This is a genomic window from Kosakonia sp. SMBL-WEM22, assembly GCF_014490785.1.
Lineage (GTDB): Bacteria > Pseudomonadota > Gammaproteobacteria > Enterobacterales > Enterobacteriaceae > Kosakonia.
In genome coordinates, this window is the sequence record NZ_CP051488.1 from 657,759 (window position 1) to 673,312 (window position 15,554).

The 15,554-nt window shown below is 52.3% G+C and carries 19 protein-coding genes; 7 read left to right on the plus strand and 12 right to left on the minus strand.

What is annotated here, in order from left to right; genetic code table 11:
• The first annotated feature begins 31 nt into the window (after positions 1-31).
• Together HF650_RS03225 and HF650_RS03230 are read left to right on the plus strand one after the other, a co-directional pair.
• Positions 32-643 carry a tyrosine-type DNA invertase gene (locus tag HF650_RS03225; protein WP_042713977.1) on the plus strand — a complete coding sequence of 204 codons (612 nt, stop codon included), beginning with the start codon at positions 32-34 and terminating at the stop codon, positions 641-643.
• Between the two features lie 344 nt (positions 644-987).
• A complete protein-coding gene (locus HF650_RS03230; RefSeq protein WP_187801148.1) occupies positions 988-1,509 on the plus strand; it encodes a fimbrial protein in 522 nt (173 codons plus the stop codon).
• 162 nt (positions 1,510-1,671) lie between these two features.
• Here the strand turns inward: HF650_RS03230 and HF650_RS03235 are convergent, their stop codons facing one another.
• On the minus strand, positions 1,672-2,088 hold the full coding sequence (locus HF650_RS03235; RefSeq protein WP_187801149.1) for a hypothetical protein: 417 nt from the start codon (positions 2,086-2,088) through the stop codon (positions 1,672-1,674).
• A gap of 336 nt (positions 2,089-2,424) precedes the next feature.
• On the opposite strand from HF650_RS03235, the gene HF650_RS03240 reads away from it, so the two are divergent.
• On the plus strand, positions 2,425-4,131 hold the full coding sequence (locus HF650_RS03240) for a DUF4153 domain-containing protein (RefSeq protein ID WP_187801150.1): 1,707 nt from the start codon (positions 2,425-2,427) through the stop codon (positions 4,129-4,131).
• 61 nt (positions 4,132-4,192) lie between these two features.
• Complete coding sequence (locus HF650_RS03245) at positions 4,193-4,585, plus strand: hypothetical protein (protein WP_187801151.1); 393 nt, start codon at positions 4,193-4,195, stop codon at positions 4,583-4,585.
• Here HF650_RS03245 and HF650_RS03250 read toward each other — a convergent pair.
• The 9 genes from HF650_RS03250 to HF650_RS03290 all read right to left on the minus strand — a co-directional run bounded on the left by HF650_RS03250 (position 4,579) and on the right by HF650_RS03290 (position 10,453).
• Positions 4,579-4,953, minus strand: coding sequence for a hypothetical protein (locus HF650_RS03250; protein WP_187801152.1), 375 nt, complete (start codon positions 4,951-4,953; stop codon positions 4,579-4,581). The two genes, HF650_RS03245 and HF650_RS03250, sit on opposite strands and share 7 nt — an antisense overlap.
• A 213-nt stretch (positions 4,954-5,166) precedes the next feature.
• Complete coding sequence (locus tag HF650_RS03255) at positions 5,167-5,538, minus strand: hypothetical protein (RefSeq protein ID WP_187801153.1); 372 nt, start codon at positions 5,536-5,538, stop codon at positions 5,167-5,169.
• A gap of 22 nt (positions 5,539-5,560) precedes the next feature.
• Positions 5,561-5,944: a DUF3592 domain-containing protein gene (locus tag HF650_RS03260; protein ID WP_187801154.1), complete on the minus strand. Its 384-nt coding sequence runs from the start codon at positions 5,942-5,944 to the stop codon at positions 5,561-5,563.
• A 274-nt stretch (positions 5,945-6,218) separates the two neighbouring features.
• Complete coding sequence (locus HF650_RS03265; RefSeq protein ID WP_187801155.1) at positions 6,219-6,590, minus strand: hypothetical protein; 372 nt, start codon at positions 6,588-6,590, stop codon at positions 6,219-6,221.
• An 18-nt stretch (positions 6,591-6,608) separates the two neighbouring features.
• Complete coding sequence (locus HF650_RS03270) at positions 6,609-6,839, minus strand: hypothetical protein (RefSeq protein WP_187801156.1); 231 nt, start codon at positions 6,837-6,839, stop codon at positions 6,609-6,611.
• Positions 6,840-6,890: 51 nt separating this feature from the next.
• Positions 6,891-7,295 carry a hypothetical protein gene (locus tag HF650_RS03275; protein WP_187801157.1) on the minus strand — a complete coding sequence of 135 codons (405 nt, stop codon included), beginning with the start codon at positions 7,293-7,295 and terminating at the stop codon, positions 6,891-6,893.
• A 101-nt stretch (positions 7,296-7,396) separates the two neighbouring features.
• The gene (locus HF650_RS03280) at positions 7,397-7,768 is read right to left on the minus strand and encodes a hypothetical protein (protein ID WP_187801158.1); all 372 of its coding nucleotides are present in this window, start codon (positions 7,766-7,768) and stop codon (positions 7,397-7,399) included.
• Positions 7,769-7,820: 52 nt separating this feature from the next.
• Positions 7,821-8,222: a hypothetical protein gene (locus HF650_RS03285; RefSeq protein WP_187801159.1), complete on the minus strand. Its 402-nt coding sequence runs from the start codon at positions 8,220-8,222 to the stop codon at positions 7,821-7,823.
• Positions 8,223-8,422: 200 nt separating this feature from the next.
• The gene (locus HF650_RS03290) at positions 8,423-10,453 is read right to left on the minus strand and encodes a choline transporter (RefSeq protein ID WP_187801160.1); all 2,031 of its coding nucleotides are present in this window, start codon (positions 10,451-10,453) and stop codon (positions 8,423-8,425) included.
• A gap of 239 nt (positions 10,454-10,692) precedes the next feature.
• Between HF650_RS03290 and betI the strand changes: the two genes are divergently transcribed.
• From betI to betA, 3 genes are read left to right on the plus strand one after another with little or no spacing between them, the layout of a single operon-like run.
• A complete protein-coding gene (gene betI / locus HF650_RS03295) occupies positions 10,693-11,289 on the plus strand; it encodes a transcriptional regulator BetI (protein ID WP_187801161.1) in 597 nt (198 codons plus the stop codon).
• 13 nt (positions 11,290-11,302) lie between these two features.
• Complete coding sequence (gene betB / locus HF650_RS03300) at positions 11,303-12,775, plus strand: betaine-aldehyde dehydrogenase (RefSeq protein WP_187801162.1); 1,473 nt, start codon at positions 11,303-11,305, stop codon at positions 12,773-12,775.
• Positions 12,776-12,801: 26 nt separating this feature from the next.
• Positions 12,802-14,481 (plus strand): choline dehydrogenase, encoded by a 1,680-nt coding sequence (gene betA / locus HF650_RS03305; protein ID WP_187801163.1) that lies wholly within the window; start codon positions 12,802-12,804, stop codon positions 14,479-14,481.
• Positions 14,482-14,511: 30 nt separating this feature from the next.
• Here the strand turns inward: betA and HF650_RS03310 are convergent, their stop codons facing one another.
• Both HF650_RS03310 and HF650_RS03315 read right to left on the minus strand, forming a co-directional pair.
• Positions 14,512-14,958 (minus strand): GNAT family N-acetyltransferase, encoded by a 447-nt coding sequence (locus HF650_RS03310; protein ID WP_187801164.1) that lies wholly within the window; start codon positions 14,956-14,958, stop codon positions 14,512-14,514.
• Positions 14,959-14,968: 10 nt separating this feature from the next.
• Positions 14,969-15,526 carry a GNAT family protein gene (locus HF650_RS03315; protein WP_187801165.1) on the minus strand — a complete coding sequence of 186 codons (558 nt, stop codon included), beginning with the start codon at positions 15,524-15,526 and terminating at the stop codon, positions 14,969-14,971.
• Positions 15,527-15,554: the final 28 nt, after the last annotated feature.

The following is a 15,554-nucleotide window of genomic DNA, read 5'->3' on the forward strand; positions in this document are numbered from 1 at the left end:
TATTCCCCTTTTTTAAGTAAGGAGTAAGACAATGTCAGTTAAGAGAAAACACCTGACTCGCCACGAGGTGAGGCAAATATTGCTGGCAACAGACCGCGGGCTGCACTTTGCGCGGGATTACTGCCTCATCCAGATGTGTTTTTTACACGGGCTGCGCGTCAGCGAACTGTGCGATATGCGCTTGTCCGATATCGATCTGGTCGGGCGGTCGGTTTATGTCCGGCGGCTTAAAAACAGCCTCTCCACGCAGCATCCGCTGTTTGATACCGAACTGCCTGCGCTGACGCGCTGGCTGAACGAGCGTCGCCGCTGGCGGGATGCGGACAGCGACTGGCTCTTCCTCTCGCAAAAAGGCGGGCCGCTCTCGCGCCATCAGGTGCGGTTGCTGCTTAAACGTTATGGCGAACTGGGGGGAATCAGCATCTCCGCTCATCCGCACATGTTGCGGCACGGGTGCGGTTACGCACTGGCGGATTTGGGGCGTGATACGCGTCTGATACAGGATTATCTCGGGCACCGTAACATCCGGCATACGGTGATCTATACGGCCACCAACACGCAGCGGTTTCTCAATGTCTGGGGAGATGTTTCGCAAAATCAACCATTTAGTGCCAAAACGCAAAGTAGTATCAGAAAAATTTAGGGTAGAGTCAAAATTTTTCTGATGCCTCTTCAGGCAAGACGTTATCTTGCTGTTTTTAAATCGTTATTTTTTGCAAGCACGTCGTAATAACGCATTAACTTTTACTGGCAACGTGATCCAGTTGTTCACGTTGCCAGTGTTATCTTCTCAACGTCCCGTTATTTTATCTCTCTTATCTTGCCAAAAAGCGCGTTCCCTGACGTTTTATGCTGCCTTCCTCTTTTTTTAAAAATCTTCCGCTGAACTCACCACTCTGGCACTAACGGGAAAGTTTGACGCAGATTATTTCGCCGCCGTTGTAGAGCAGGGCATGGCTCTGCGTCATTTTTATCAAGGAGAAGAAAATGAACATGCGGTTAGCAAACACGGCTTTTATCGTCTGGATAGGGCTTGTCGGCACAGCGCAGGCCGCAGACGGCACCATCTACTTTACCGGCAGCATTACCAACCAGACCTGCGTGGTAGACAGCAGTTCGCAAAGCATGAATGTTGATTTAGGCAAAGTCTCCGTGACGACGCTCAACGGCGCTGCCGGCTTGAAATCGGCCCCGACACACTTCAGCATTACGCTCAATGATTGCCCCGACACCGTCACCGCGCTGAAAGTGAAATTCGACGGCACTGCGCATGCGGTTAATCAGCGCCTGCTGTCGCTGGACAGCGGAAGTCACGTTGCGAGTGGCGTCGGTATCGAAATCGCCGATAAAAATGGTTCTGCCATTCCGCTCTACTCGGCCTCGGGAGAATACCCCCTCGGTGAAGGCAGCAACACGCTCAATTTCACCGCCCGCTATGTCTCGACCGGCACGACGGTCACCACCGGTGCGGCTAACGCTACCTCGCAATTCATCCTTAATTACCGCTAACGCCCGACCGACGCGGAGATACACATTAACGATGTATCTCCGCATAACAATGACGGTGTCTACGGAGAGAAGAAGATGAAGAGGCAACTGCATGTTGTGCTGGCTATGCTCTGCCTCAACGGTAGGTGCCCGGAGTAAATGGCGCGGTAAGTAAAAAAATATTTAAAAGCCAGAGCGAGTCAGCGTTAGCGTCCGTGTTTGCGGATCCCGGGTGATAACAAAGTAGGGCATGGTTTTTCCCTCGCGCTGCCATCTTTCCAGTAAGCCTTCGCGCTCTACGCTGGCATATCCCAGCGAGGTTAAATAGTTTCTGATAACGGTTATGTCAGCATCCGGGCTGTAAACAATGCTGCTGTCCCTTGGCTGAGTGCCATCCTCGGCGGTGAAGGTGAAGTGATATTTCTCAGAGGCTCTCGGCGCATGGCGAATGTCGCTATCGGTGTAAAGATAATAGGCCCACAAGTTTGCTTCGGTATAGCCTTCGTGGCGCTCAGCCACTTTCTGCGTGCTGCAATCAATCAGCACAAAGCCAATGATGACCAGCAGAATAAACAGTGACGCTCTTTTTAGTTTATTCATATCTCCTCCTTCGCACTCCGTTTGCAGTGGGGCTTAAAGTGCCAGCTCCCCCGGTTGTATTAACAGAAAAAGGTCAATGTGGTTAAGAAAAACGTTATACCTGTCTCTGTATCAAACGAAACGCATGCAATAAGTCTGAAAAAGACGAAGAGTTGACCCAGGTTTTAATCCCCACCTAAACAAGTGATTGCGCTCCTTTGCCGGGCATGGAGAATGCCTGATCGTGCGCCGTACAAAGCAGAGCAAGAAAAGAGTCAGCAAAAACCTGTAGTGGTTTTTGACGAAAAAAGAAGCGTATAACTACGTTTCACACAGCCAAACAGCAAAGGAGTAGCGATGTTACAAAGAGAGGATTTTCCGGCAAAAACCAGGTGGGTGATTATCGCCATTGGCATGCTCGCCGGCTTACTATGTGCGTTGTCCGGCGGGCTCATCAAGGATCACGACTTCGCGTTTTATCTGTCGCCGCTTGCCATTGCCTTTGCCAGCGTGCTCGCCTTCACCCTGTACAGGGTAAACGATGCTAAGCCGTGGATCTGCGCGCTGCTGACGCTGCCGTTTATCGCGCTGATGACCGGCTGGCTGCGCTGGAACTTTCCCGGACTGCCGAACGATGATTTTCACGGCACAAACTTCGGGGCATCGACATTTCTGCTTACTCTGGTGATGCCGTTCCTGGCGGCTTTCTGCGCTCCATCCGCGCAGAAAGCGGATAAACATGCCTTTATCACCGGCGCGCTATGGAACAACGCCTTCACTCTGGGCGTGACCGCAGTGATGACCGGGCTGTTCTGGCTGGTGCTGCTGCTGTGGAGCAAACTCTTCAGCATGATTGGCATCACGCTGTTTGAGCACCTCTTTTTTGATAACCCTTTTTTCCCGGCGATGGCGACGGGAGCTGCCATCACTGCCGCGATTGTCTTTTGCCGACGCCTGCCGGGTGCCGCCGGGCTGTTCCGTAACCTGCTGACGCTCGCGGTCAGCGTGCTGCTGCCGCTGCACGCGGTTATCTCTCTGCTGTTTCTGGCCTGCCTGCCCTTTACCGGGCTGGCGATTATCCCGGCCTCTGTCTCCGCCGCAACACTGCTGCTGACCATGACGCTGCTAGTGCTGGCATTCAGTGCGATGGTTGGCGAAAAAGCGCCAGCTGCGTCACGCTGGTCGCGGGTGATTGCGCGTCTGGTGCTGGTGGCGCAGTGGATCACGCCGCTGCTCGCCGCGCTGGCGGGCTGGGCGCTGTGGTTGCGCATTGCCGAATATGGCTGGACGATGGATCGCGTTTACGGTGTGGCTCTTACGCTTCTGGCTTTGATCGGGTCGTTGCTGCTGGTCCGCTATCAGCGCCGGGCCTGGTCGCAGGGCGCGGCTAACATGAACAGCTTTATCGTCCTGATGCTGGCACTTACCGCCTGCGGCTGGTTTTTGCTGCATACGGCGGTTGTTGATCCGCTGCGTATCGCTGTTAACACTCAGCTGGCGCGTTACGCCGAGGGCAAAGCAAAAGCCGACGGAGAGGATCTTTACATGTTCAGCAACGCCGGGCGCCGCGGCAAAGAAGCGTTACAGATGCTGAAGGCGCATCCGCAGTGGCTCAAAGATCCGGTGCAGCAGCAAGCGATGCTGATGCAAATCCTCGGCGGCTATAACGAAGGCGCGAAGAAAGGCATCAAAGAGTTACAGCAAAGCATACCGCTGCGCGAAGGCAGCGAAGCGCCGCCGGAGAGCTGGTGGCAGGCGCAAACGCAGTATGTTGATCACACGCTGAGTACCTGTATGGTCGATAGCAGCGCCTGCCTGATCTGGATGCAGGATCTCAATAACGACGGTACGCCGGAAGTGCTGCTTTATAACCGCAACGACATTGGGATTTCGGTCTATACCCGCCAGGGCAATGAGTGGCGTCAGGCGGGCAGCGTCACGCTGTCGCAAAACGCCGAAAAAGCGTTGCGCGAAAGTATGCCTAAAACCGTCAGCAAACCCTGGCGCGATCTGGAGATCAACGGCCAGCGCTATCCGGTGCAGTATTACGGCTTCGAAGGTTAATAATCTTTACGCCCGGCTCCGCCAGGCCGGGCTGATAAACATTAACGAGAGGAGAGTGACAGTGAGCCCGAGCTTAGAAGAGGTCATCGCTTTTGTCCGCGAATGTTCGGGATGTAAACGCAAAGCGATCGATGAAAACACGCTGCTGGAGAGGGATCTGCATCTTGCAGGGATGGACGGCGTGGATCTGTTGAACGATGCAGAAACCTTTTTTGCTGTCAGTTTTGAAACGGATGAGGAGGATTTCCGCTCGCTTTTCTCGTTAAAGGAGAACGAGTATCTCTTCACAGGTGAAGGGTTTGAACTTCTCGGCATCAGCTACTTTTTTCGCTGGCTGCGCGGCGAGCCAGAGCCTGTAGTGCGCGATCTCTCTGTTGGGCAGCTGCATCAGGTGCTGGTGAAATTGCGTAGCAAACAGGAGGGCAGTTGCCCCGCAACACCACAGAGTCAATAGGTTTTGTAATCGCTGAAATAGAAGTGCTTCCCCGTCTTATTGTCGACACGGATATTGACTACAGCACCGGGAAAAAACTGCTCCTTTTCAATAAACGGGAAAGCAATACCACGTTTGGCGAGAACTTCCTCTCCTCTGAAAATATATTTCACCGTCACGGCTGCCGTAAGATGATTATTAAGGCCTTGATGCTCATCAAACTTTAAATCAACAATATTTGCCTTAAGGTCTGTGCCGTTTTCTTTCGTTTGTGCATCTTTAGTCTGGCTCCGCCAGTTAGTTATGCCGACATAAATGAAAAGAAGTACCACACCACCGGTAATAACCCAGCCAAACTTTGGTCCGACGGTCGATAAAAATTCCATCATGATAGTGCTGTTTCTCCGTGATTAAGATGTTACTGTGTATGGCTGTATTAGCCTGAATATTATAGACTTTTCTAATTCGGCACTCTACGCTTTTTAGCCGATTCGTTTTCAACAGCGCCTGGCATACAAAACTGAACGCCAATAATAAGTAAATGTTTGTTCACTTATACATTTTAGAAAAATGTAGCCCGTTATGCGCTGCGCGTTATGTCTTTAACAGTTTTCATGATCGAGGTAGTAAAAATCAGCAGGCCTGTCAGGGTTTACTCTTATTCTCAATAGTTCCCCCATTTGGATTTTATCTTTATCAGTGACATAAACTCTGATGCCTCTTTTCGAGGTAATGGTTTGCCCTGAACAGATATATTTCACCGTAACGACACTAACAATTTTATTATTGACCCTTTGATATTTATCAGGAACAACCTCCATGATAGTGGCCTCAACATCTACACCATTCTCTTTAATGTTAGCATCTCTTTTATTACTTTTATGGGTAAGGAAGGCGACGTAGCCTGCAAAGCTCAGGCCTGCCAGCGGGATAAGCCATGACAACTTTAGCATAATCCAGGAAATAAGGGCCATAAATACTCCAGAAATAGAGTGACTATTGTTTTTTATAACCGGGTGCTGCGTCACGGATATCAAGCATATTTTTATCGGGGTTGCTTTTTAAATAAACTACAGGAATGGGCGCCCCCTGAAGGTAGTTTTGAAGTTCGCTAGCTTTGATATTTATTTGCGCACTCTTTTTTTTATATTCCTTGCCGTTTTCTGCAATGAATGAATAGTCAACATGAATATAGGCATACTCGCTGTTCGGTGACAATTTCGATTTTACCTGCAGTATGGTTGCGTCAATATAGCAAGGGTTGCTAAGGATTTTCTTTTTGGTAAAACGCTCGAATACACCTCTTATTAATGAGTGAGCGATGGCAAATGCCACTATGGTAATAAGAGTGATATGTATCGTTTTAAGAAAGCTATCCATACTGAACCCATAAAAGATAATAAAAAATATTCTAACACGAATCGTTCATATTGATATTAATTTCGACAAAATATGGCTGTTTTTTTAGCAAAAAATTTATCATAAGGCAGTGTATTGTGCTGCTAAAAATTGCCAGTGGTAAGAGGAATGATTGCTTTTTCTGTTATATTAAGCATATGAAACCTAATATCATTAGCCAGAATAAAGATACCACTACCAGATTTATGGCATTTGGCGCTAGCCAGGCAGTCATGATACAGTTCCGTATGGTTATTTAATAGGTCCTGTAATCAGAATAATAAAATTGCGTCGGATTGCCAGGATTAACTCTTATTCTGATTTTATTACCAACGTCGAACTTATCCTTATCCGTTATATAGTAATTAAGACCGCGCTTAGAGATAATATCATTTCCCTCGAACCTATAACGTACTTTTATTACCGCAACTATCTTGTTATTAATTCTTTGGTATTTATCTGGAATGATTTCCACCATTGTGGCATCCAGATCAATGCCGTTTTTTTTAATGAGTGCATCGGTTTTATCAGACTGCTTATTTTTGAAGATTACGTAAACAACAAAAATCATAGCAATCAAAGGTATCATCCAGGCTAACTTCAGCATGACATAAGATATCGCTTCCATAATGTTTTGCCTTTTATATTACTCGCTGAGAAAGAATTTTTTCAGAAAAATCTTAACGTTATTAACGTGCTGCACCTCATCTGGCTTTATCTCAGTAATAATGGCGTCAATATTAATTCCATGAGCTTTAATATACGCATCCGTTTTGTTGGATTCGGTTATCTTATAAGCGATGTAACCAGCAAAAAACAGCAAACCAGCAGGGATGGCCCAGGCAAGTTTAGGCATTATATAAGAGAGAAATTCCATAATTATATATTCCTGTCTTTATTATGATTGAAAGCCAGTTATCCAGTAACATCAGGATTTCTTTTTCCATCTAAACCGCAGGTAATCCTCTATCGCATTTCTCATATTAAGCATGTTTTTTGACGGATCGTTTTTAAGGTAAACGACAGGGATGGTGAAACCAACGTTGAACTTTGGCAGATCCATCGTTTTAATGCCGGTCAGGACATTTTTTTTCGTGTAAGTTTCGCCGTTTATGGCAGTAAATGAATAATCGACCGTAATATTGACGATCCCATAACTGGTTGGTGTGCCCGGCATTATCTCGGTAATCGTTGCATCAACGTAGCAGGGATCTGTCATAATCTTTTTAGCTGTTTTTTTATCAATAAAATTTTGCACAGTTGTAATGCAGATGGCTAACACCAAAACGCCAACGGATATGTAAACTAACGCTTTCAGTAATATGTCAATCATATCCACTCTTAAAATGGGATGAGTTAGAAGGCATGACATCAAAATCACAGACTGCTTGCGGTAAAAAAGCAGTTGTTACCGTGTTTTTTGATGCAACGTATTTAGTACGTCCTGTAATCAGGATAATAGAACTGCTCTGGTTTGCCAGGGTTTATTCTTATCCTGATTTTATTTCCAACTTCAAACTTATCTTTATCTGTTATATAAAAACTAAGACCACGCTTAGAGGTTATGCTTTTCCCTTCAAACTCATACTGCACTGTAATGACAGCAACTATTTTATTGTTTATGTTTTGAGCCGCATCTGGCTTGATCACTGTCATGACCGCCTCAACGTCAACGCCATTCTCTTTTATATAATCGTCGAGCTTATCTGATTCTCTGTTTTTAATAAAAACATATGCGACGAAGAACAAAATACATAAAGGAATGATCCATGCAAGTTTAGGCATTATGTATGAGAGAAATTCCATAGTTATCTATTTCACTCCTTATTTTTTATTGGGAACTCGTTATTCAGTAACATCAGAATTTATTTTTCCATCCAGAACGCGTGTAATCATCTATCGCATTCCTCATATTGAGCATGTTTTTTGACGGATCGTTTTTAAGATATACGACAGGGATAGTGAAACCGACGTTAAATTTCGGCAGATCCATCGTTTTAATGCCGGTCAGGACGTTTTTTTTCGTGTAAGTTTCGCCGTTTATGGCTGTAAATGAGTAATCGAGCGTGATATTGACTAGCCCATAACTGGTTGGAGTCCCCGGCATAATCTCAGTTATCGTTGCATCAACGTAGCAGGGATCTGTCATAATCTTTTTAGCTGTTTTTTTATCAATGAAATTTTTGACAGTGGTAATACAGATGGCTGCCGCCGCAACGCCAACAAAGAGGTAATAAAAGGCTTTTAAAAAAATATCCATATCCTGCCTCAACCTGGTAAGGTCAATCCGCCACCACTCCATGAAAGAGGGCATTTTACAGAGCGACATCTTGAGAAACAAAGCGCAACGCATGAAATTGAAAAGCTGAGTCGTATTTGCAGACTTTTCCTAAAAAACGCGTCATTTAGCGCAAATTCATCAGCCTGAAAAAATAAGGCCACTTGCGTGGCCTTATGACGTTACATCTGTGGGTAAACAATATTTGCGCCGGGCGCTTCGCGGTGCAGATGGATAAAGTTAAGGTGACGTTCATATTGATCGAGAATATCGATAATCACCTGCTCTTTGTTGTAATCCATCAGGTCATTCCCCTGGCTGCCCTCCAACAGGAAGGTCTCCAGGCGGAAGTAGTGCGACTTACCGCTGCGGGCGCGATAGGTAAAGCCGGGAACGGAGTACTGCTGCGGCCAGACCTGGTAAACAAAGTCCTGCTCATCGCCGAGAAGCACGCGCAAATCGAGGTGACCGAGCGGTTTATCATCCTCGGCAGGCACACTCTCCAGCGTAACGCGACCGCCGCGTAGCTCCAGCTCCTTCGCCACATCCTGCATCGCCGGGTAGATCACCGTCTCCATCATCTGCTGGGTGTAGCGCGTACCCGGGTAGTTCATCAGGCGCGAGAGACGCTTTTTCCAGCTCAGGCGATCGTTGCTCGCCGGAATATAGGGCGCGGTTTCACGGCTGGCGCTGGCGCGGCGGTGATCTTCCACCTTCAGCGACTTATAAAGCCCCGCCATCACAAAGAAGATCACAAAGCTGAACGGCAGACCCATGATCACCGTGGTGTTTTGCAGGGCGGAGATGCCGTTGGTCATCAGCATCCCCATCGTCAGCACGCCAATCGCCACCGACCAGAAGATACGCAGCCAGTTCGGCGCATCGCTGTTGATATCTTTCAGCTTCGAGGTGAAGTTACCCAGCACCAGCGAGCCGGAGTCCGCCGAGGTGACATAAAAGAGCAGGCCGGTAATGGTGGCGACCGAGGCGCTCAGTTTAAACGCCGGGTACTGCGCCAGCAGGCTGTAGAAGCCACGTTCGGCATGCGCCATCACTTCCTGGGCAAAACCGGCATCGCCGTGAATGATCTCATACAGCGCGGCGTTACCAAACACCGACAGCCAAAGTAGGGTAAAGGTAAACGGAATGATCAGCGTACCGAGCACGAACTCGCGGATGGTACGACCGCGGGAGATACGTGCAAGGAACAGGCCGACAAACGGCGACCACGCTACCCACCAGGCCCAGAAGAAGAGCGTCCAGCTGTTCATCCACTGCGTCGGGCGGTCAAAGGCAAAGGTATTCAGCGTCATGCCCATAAAGCGGTTGATGTAATCGCCCACATTCAGCACCAGCGCGTTGAGCAGGAAATCCGTTTTGCCCATAAACAGCACAAACAGGATCAGCCCGAGCGCCAGCGCGACATTCAGTTCTGAAAGAATACGGATCCCTTTATCCACGCCGGAGGTGACCGAAATGGTGGCAATAATCACCGACAGCACAATCAGTGCCATCTGTGCAGTTAACCCTTCCGGCACATCAAACAGCACTTTCAGGCCGTAGTTGAGCTGCACGACGCCAATGCCGAGGGTGGTGGCGATACCGAAAATGGTGCCGATCACCGCCGCAATATCCACCGTGTGGCCAATCGGGCCATTAATGCGTTTACCAAAAATCGGGTAGAGCGCCGAACGGATGGTCAGCGGCAGGTTGTAGCGGTAGCTGAAGTAGCCGAGGGCAATCCCCATCAGGGCGTACATCGACCAGCCGGTTAAGCCGTAGTGGAACAGCGTCCAGACCATCGCCTGGCGCGCAGCCTCCATCGTCTGCCCGGCGCCTTCCGGCGGCTGCATATACTGCGTCACCGGTTCAGCGACGGAGAAGAACATCAGATCGATGCCGATCCCGGCGGCAAACAGCATTGCCGACCAGCTTAACAGGCTGAACTCCGGTTTGGACTGCTCTGGCCCGAGCTTGATCGCCCCGTAGCGGGAGCAGGCCATATAGATGACAAAGACGATATAGAGCGTGGCGGCCAGCATGTAGTACCAGCCAAAGGTGGACGACACCCAGTTCACGGTGGTCTGGATCCACGCCGCGGCGAGATCGCTATAGAGAATGGTGACAAGTGAAAATGTCAGAATCAGTCCGGCGGAGGTGTAGAACACCACAGGATTGATTCTGTCTTTTTCACTGGCAGGTGGATTAATCATCGGTTACCTCTGGTTAATTTCCTGTAAATAAATCAAAAGATTACTTGCAACGTGCTGCCTCTTTTCTTGTTGTTTTTCCCTCATTTTTGTTACGGATTGAGCCTGCTACAGCTTACACACAGCCGCTTCGTTTTTGTAACAGCGCAAGTACATTACCTTAACAAATTCTTTTTTTATATTGAACGTGCAATCAAAAAAAGATTAAATAGAGCCCTTACTTTGCGGTGGAAGAGGGAGTCATGCCAAAGGTGGGAATGCAGCCGATACGCCGTCGGCAACTGATTGATGCGACCCTGGATACGATCAACGACGTCGGGATCAACGACGCCACCATCGCGCAGATTGCGCGCCGGGCCGGGGTATCGACCGGCATCATCAGCCACTACTTCAAGGACAAAAACGGCCTGCTGGAAGCCACCATGCGCGACATCACGCGCCAGCTGCGCGACGCGGTGGCGGTACGCTTGAGACCGTTAGCCCAGGCCAGGACCGAAGCGCGTTTACTGGCGATTGTCGACGGTAACTTCGACGAAACCCAGGTGCATAGCGCGGCGATGAAAGCGTGGCTCGACTTCTGGGCTAGCAGCATGCATCAACCGCAGCTCGGCCGCCTTGAGCGGGTCAGCAGCCGACGCCTCTTCTCCAGCCTGACGGCGGAGTTTCGCCGCGAATTGCCGCGCGAGCAGGCCCGGCTGGCGGCGCACGGCCTGGCGTCATTAATTGATGGCCTGTGGCTGCGCGCAGCCCTGAGCGGCAAACCGTTCAACCCGGACGTTGCCCGCACGCTCACCACCCAATTCATCCGCCAGCAGTTGGCTGGCGCAGAGAATCCCTGAGGAAGGAGGAATCATGTCCCGATTCGCAGAACAGCAGCTCTATATTGATGGTCAATACGTTCCGGCCGCAGCTGGAAAAACATTCCAGACCATCAACCCGGCCAACGGCGAAGTGTTAGCCGAGGTGCATGAAGCGGCGCAGGCCGATGTCGATCGCGCGGTAGAAAGCGCGCGTAAAGGCCAGAAAATCTGGGCCGCGATGACGGCGATGGAGCGTTCACGCATCCTGCGTCGCGCGGTGGATATCCTGCGCGAGCGCAATGACGAGCTGGCCGCGCTGGAAACCCTCGACACCGGGAAACCGCTGAGCGAAACCCAGGCGGTTGATATCGTCACCGGTGCCGATGTGCTGGAGTACTACGCCGGGCTGATCCCGTCGCTGGAAGGGCAGCAGATCCCGCTGCGCGACACCTCCTTTGTCTACACCCGCCGCGAGCCGCTTGGCGTGGTCGCCGGTATCGGCGCATGGAACTACCCGATCCAGATCGCGTTGTGGAAATCCGCACCGGCTCTGGCTGCGGGCAACGCAATGATCTTCAAACCGAGCGAAGTGACGCCGCTCACCGCACTGAAACTGGCGGAAATCTACACCGAAGCGGGCCTGCCGGACGGCGTCTTTAACGTCCTGCCGGGCAGCGGCGCGGTCACCGGCCAGCTGCTGACCGAGCATCCGGGCATCGACAAAGTCTCCTTCACCGGTGGCGTGACCAGCGGTAAAAAAGTGATGGCGAACGCCGCCGGTTCGACCCTGAAAGAGGTCACCATGGAGCTGGGCGGTAAATCGCCGCTGATCATCTTTGACGATGCGGATCTCGATCTCGCTGCCGATATCGCGATGATGGCCAACTTCTACAGCTCCGGCCAGGTCTGCACCAACGGCACGCGCGTCTTTATTCCGGCGAAATGGCAGGCCGACTTTGAAGCGAAGATCGCCGAGCGCGTGGCGCGTATTAAAGCGGGCGATCCGAACGATCCGGCCATCAATTTCGGGCCGCTGGTCAGCTTCCCGCATCGCGACAATGTGATGCGCTATATCGAATCCGGCATCAGTGAAGGCGCGCGCCTGCTCTGCGGCGGCAAGCGTCTAACTGGCGGCGAGTTCGATAACGGTGCCTGGGTTGCGCCAACGGTCTTTACCGACTGCCGCGACGAGATGACCATCGTGCGCGAAGAGATCTTCGGGCCGGTGATGGCGATCCTCACCTATGAAAGCGAAGAGGAAGTGGTGCGCCGCGCCAATGCCACTGATTTCGGTCTGGCTGCTGGTGTAGTGACGCAGGATCTCAACCGCGCGCACCGCGTTATTCATCAGATTGAAGCGGGGATCTGCTGGATCAACACCTGGGGCGAATCCGCCGCCGAAATGCCGGTGGGTGGCTACAAGCACTCCGGCGTCGGGCGTGAAAACGGCCTGATGACGCTGCAAAACTACACCCAGGTGAAGTCTGTGCAGCTCGAAATGACCCGTTTCCAGTCTGTATTTTGAGTGAATTTTAACCTGAGGAGCGACTAATGGAATTTGATTACATCATCATCGGAGCCGGATCCGCAGGGAACGTATTGGCAACAAGACTGACCGAAGATAGCGACGTCAACGTGCTGCTGCTTGAGGCGGGCGGTCCCGATTACCGTTTTGATTTTCGCACGCAGATGCCTGCGGCGCTGGCGTACCCGTTGCAGGGCAAACGCTACAACTGGGCGTATGAAACCGAACCCGAGCCGCACATGAACAACCGCCGCATGGAGTGCGGGCGCGGCAAGGGGCTGGGCGGGTCGTCCTTGATCAACGGCATGTGCTATGTGCGCGGCAACGCGATGGATCTTGATAACTGGGCGCAACAGCCGGGGCTGGAGCGCTGGACCTATCTCGACTGCTTGCCTTACTACCGCAAGTCGGAAACGCGTGATATCGGCGCGAACGACTACCACGGCGGCGAAGGCCCGGTCAGCATCACCACCTGCAAACCGGGCAACAACCCGCTGTTTGCCGCGATGATTGAAGCAGGCGTGCAGGCGGGCTATCCGCGCACCGAGGATCTCAACGGCTATCAGCAAGAGGGCTTTGGCCCAATGGATCGCTTTGTGACGCCAAACGGGCGTCGCTCAAGCACCGCGCGTGGCTATCTCGATACCGCGAAGAAGCGCTCCAACCTGACCATCATCACCCATGCCACCACCGATCGCATTCTGTTCGACGGCAAGCGGGCGGTGGGCGTGGAGTATCTGCACGGTGCCAGCAACACGCCGCAGCAGGTGCATGCGCGCCGCGAAGTGCTGCTCTGCGCGGGGGCCATTGCTTCGCCGCAGATACTGCAACGATCCGGCGTCGGCGCGGCGGATTTGCTGAAGAAGTTCGATATTCCCGTAGTACACAATCTGCCGGGCGTCGGGGAAAACCTGCAGGATCACCTCGAAATGTATTTGCAGTACGAGTGCAAAGAGCCGGTGTCGCTCTACCCGGCGCTGAAGTGGTGGAACCAGCCGAAAATCGGCGCGGAGTGGTTGTTTAACGGCACCGGCATCGGGGCCAGCAACCAGTTTGAAGGCGGCGGCTTTATCCGCAGCCGGGAAGAGTTCGCCTGGCCGAACATTCAGTACCACTTCCTGCCGGTGGCGATTAACTACAACGGCAGCAACGCGGTTGAAGCCCACGGCTTCCAGTGCCACGTTGGCTCCATGCGCTCGCCGAGCCGTGGTTTTGTGCGCCTCAAATCGCGCGATCCGCGTATGCACCCGGCCATTCAGTTTAACTACATGGCCCACGAGCAGGACTGGCACGAGTTCCGCGATGCGATCCGCATTACGCGCCAGATCATCAACCAGCCGGCGCTGGATAAGTATCGCGGACGTGAGATCAGCCCCGGTATCGAGTGCCAGACCGACGAACAGCTGGATGAGTTTGTGCGTAACCATGGCGAAACTGCCTACCATCCGTGCGGCACCTGCAAAATGGGCAGCGACGAGATGGCGGTCGTGGACGGGGAAGGGCGCGTGCACGGTCTGCAAGGGCTGCGCGTGGTCGATGCCTCGATTATGCCGCTGATCATCACCGGTAACCTCAACGCCACCACCATTATGATTGGCGAGAAGATTGCCGATAATATCCGTGGCCGCACGCCGCTGCCGCGCAGCAATGCCGACTACTTCGTGGCGGGCGACCGCCCGGTGCGCGGCGAGCCGATGCGCGCGTAACGCCAGCAGCCGGTAGGACACGCTTACCGGCTAGTTTTGCCCCAGCCGCAGGCAGTGCGTCACCCGCTCAATCCCTTCCGTTGGCACAAAGCCTGCGCGTTGGTAAAAGCGGAACGCCGCCTGCGGTGCATGGGTGTAGAGATTGTCAAAGCTCTGCGCGGCGTGGGCGACAATCTCCCTCAAAAGCAGGCTGCCCACCGCCTGGCTGCGATAGGCTGCGGCAACATAGAGGTGGCGCACCCGGCCTGCGCGATCTTCCTGCACAAATGGGTCAATATTCAACCCGCAAACGCCGACCAGTTGGCCGTCAATCCACGCGCCCAGCAGCTTTTCGCCCGGCTTATCAAAGCGGTTGTGCTGATTGATCCAGTTTTCCTCAAGCCTGCGCAGCATATTAAACCCTTCTGCTACGCTCGCCTGTTTTAGCGCCTGAAAACCGTCGACTGCCGGGGTAAGGGTGGTGATGTTTAGCGTCATAACACCCTCCTTATTGATGGAGATAATCCTGGCGCAGCAGGCCAAACAGCCAGTCATTGTGCCAGCGGTTATGCAGCCAGTAGCTCTCGCGCAGTTCGCCCTCCAGCACAAACCCCACCTTCTCCAGCAGGCGGCGAGAGGGGTGATTGCCGGCGGTGACCATCGCCGTCAGCCGCCGGATGCCGCCCTGATGGAAGGCGAAATCGCACACCGCCTGTAATGACTCACGCGCATAGCCTTTTCCCTGCGCCTCGGGGGCAAAGAGAAACCCCACTTCGGCGCAGTCCGCTTCGCGGTGGATATAGCCGGTGACGCCGAGTCTTTCACCGCTCGCTCTGTCGCGCACCACCAGGCAGAGCCAGTGCGCGCTCCCCGGCTGCCAGGGCGGCAAGCGGGCGGTGAAAGCCTCCTCGATCTCCTCTGGCGCGCGCGCGTCCGAGATGTAATGCTGCACCTCATTGCTGGCCATCAGGCAGCTAAAAAAATCGCGATCCTGCGCCTGGATTTGCGTGCAGACCAGTCGGGGCGTGTCGAGGCAAAGGGCGTTAGTGTGGGCGTCTTTATTCATCTCATCGCTGTTTTGGTGGCAATCATTA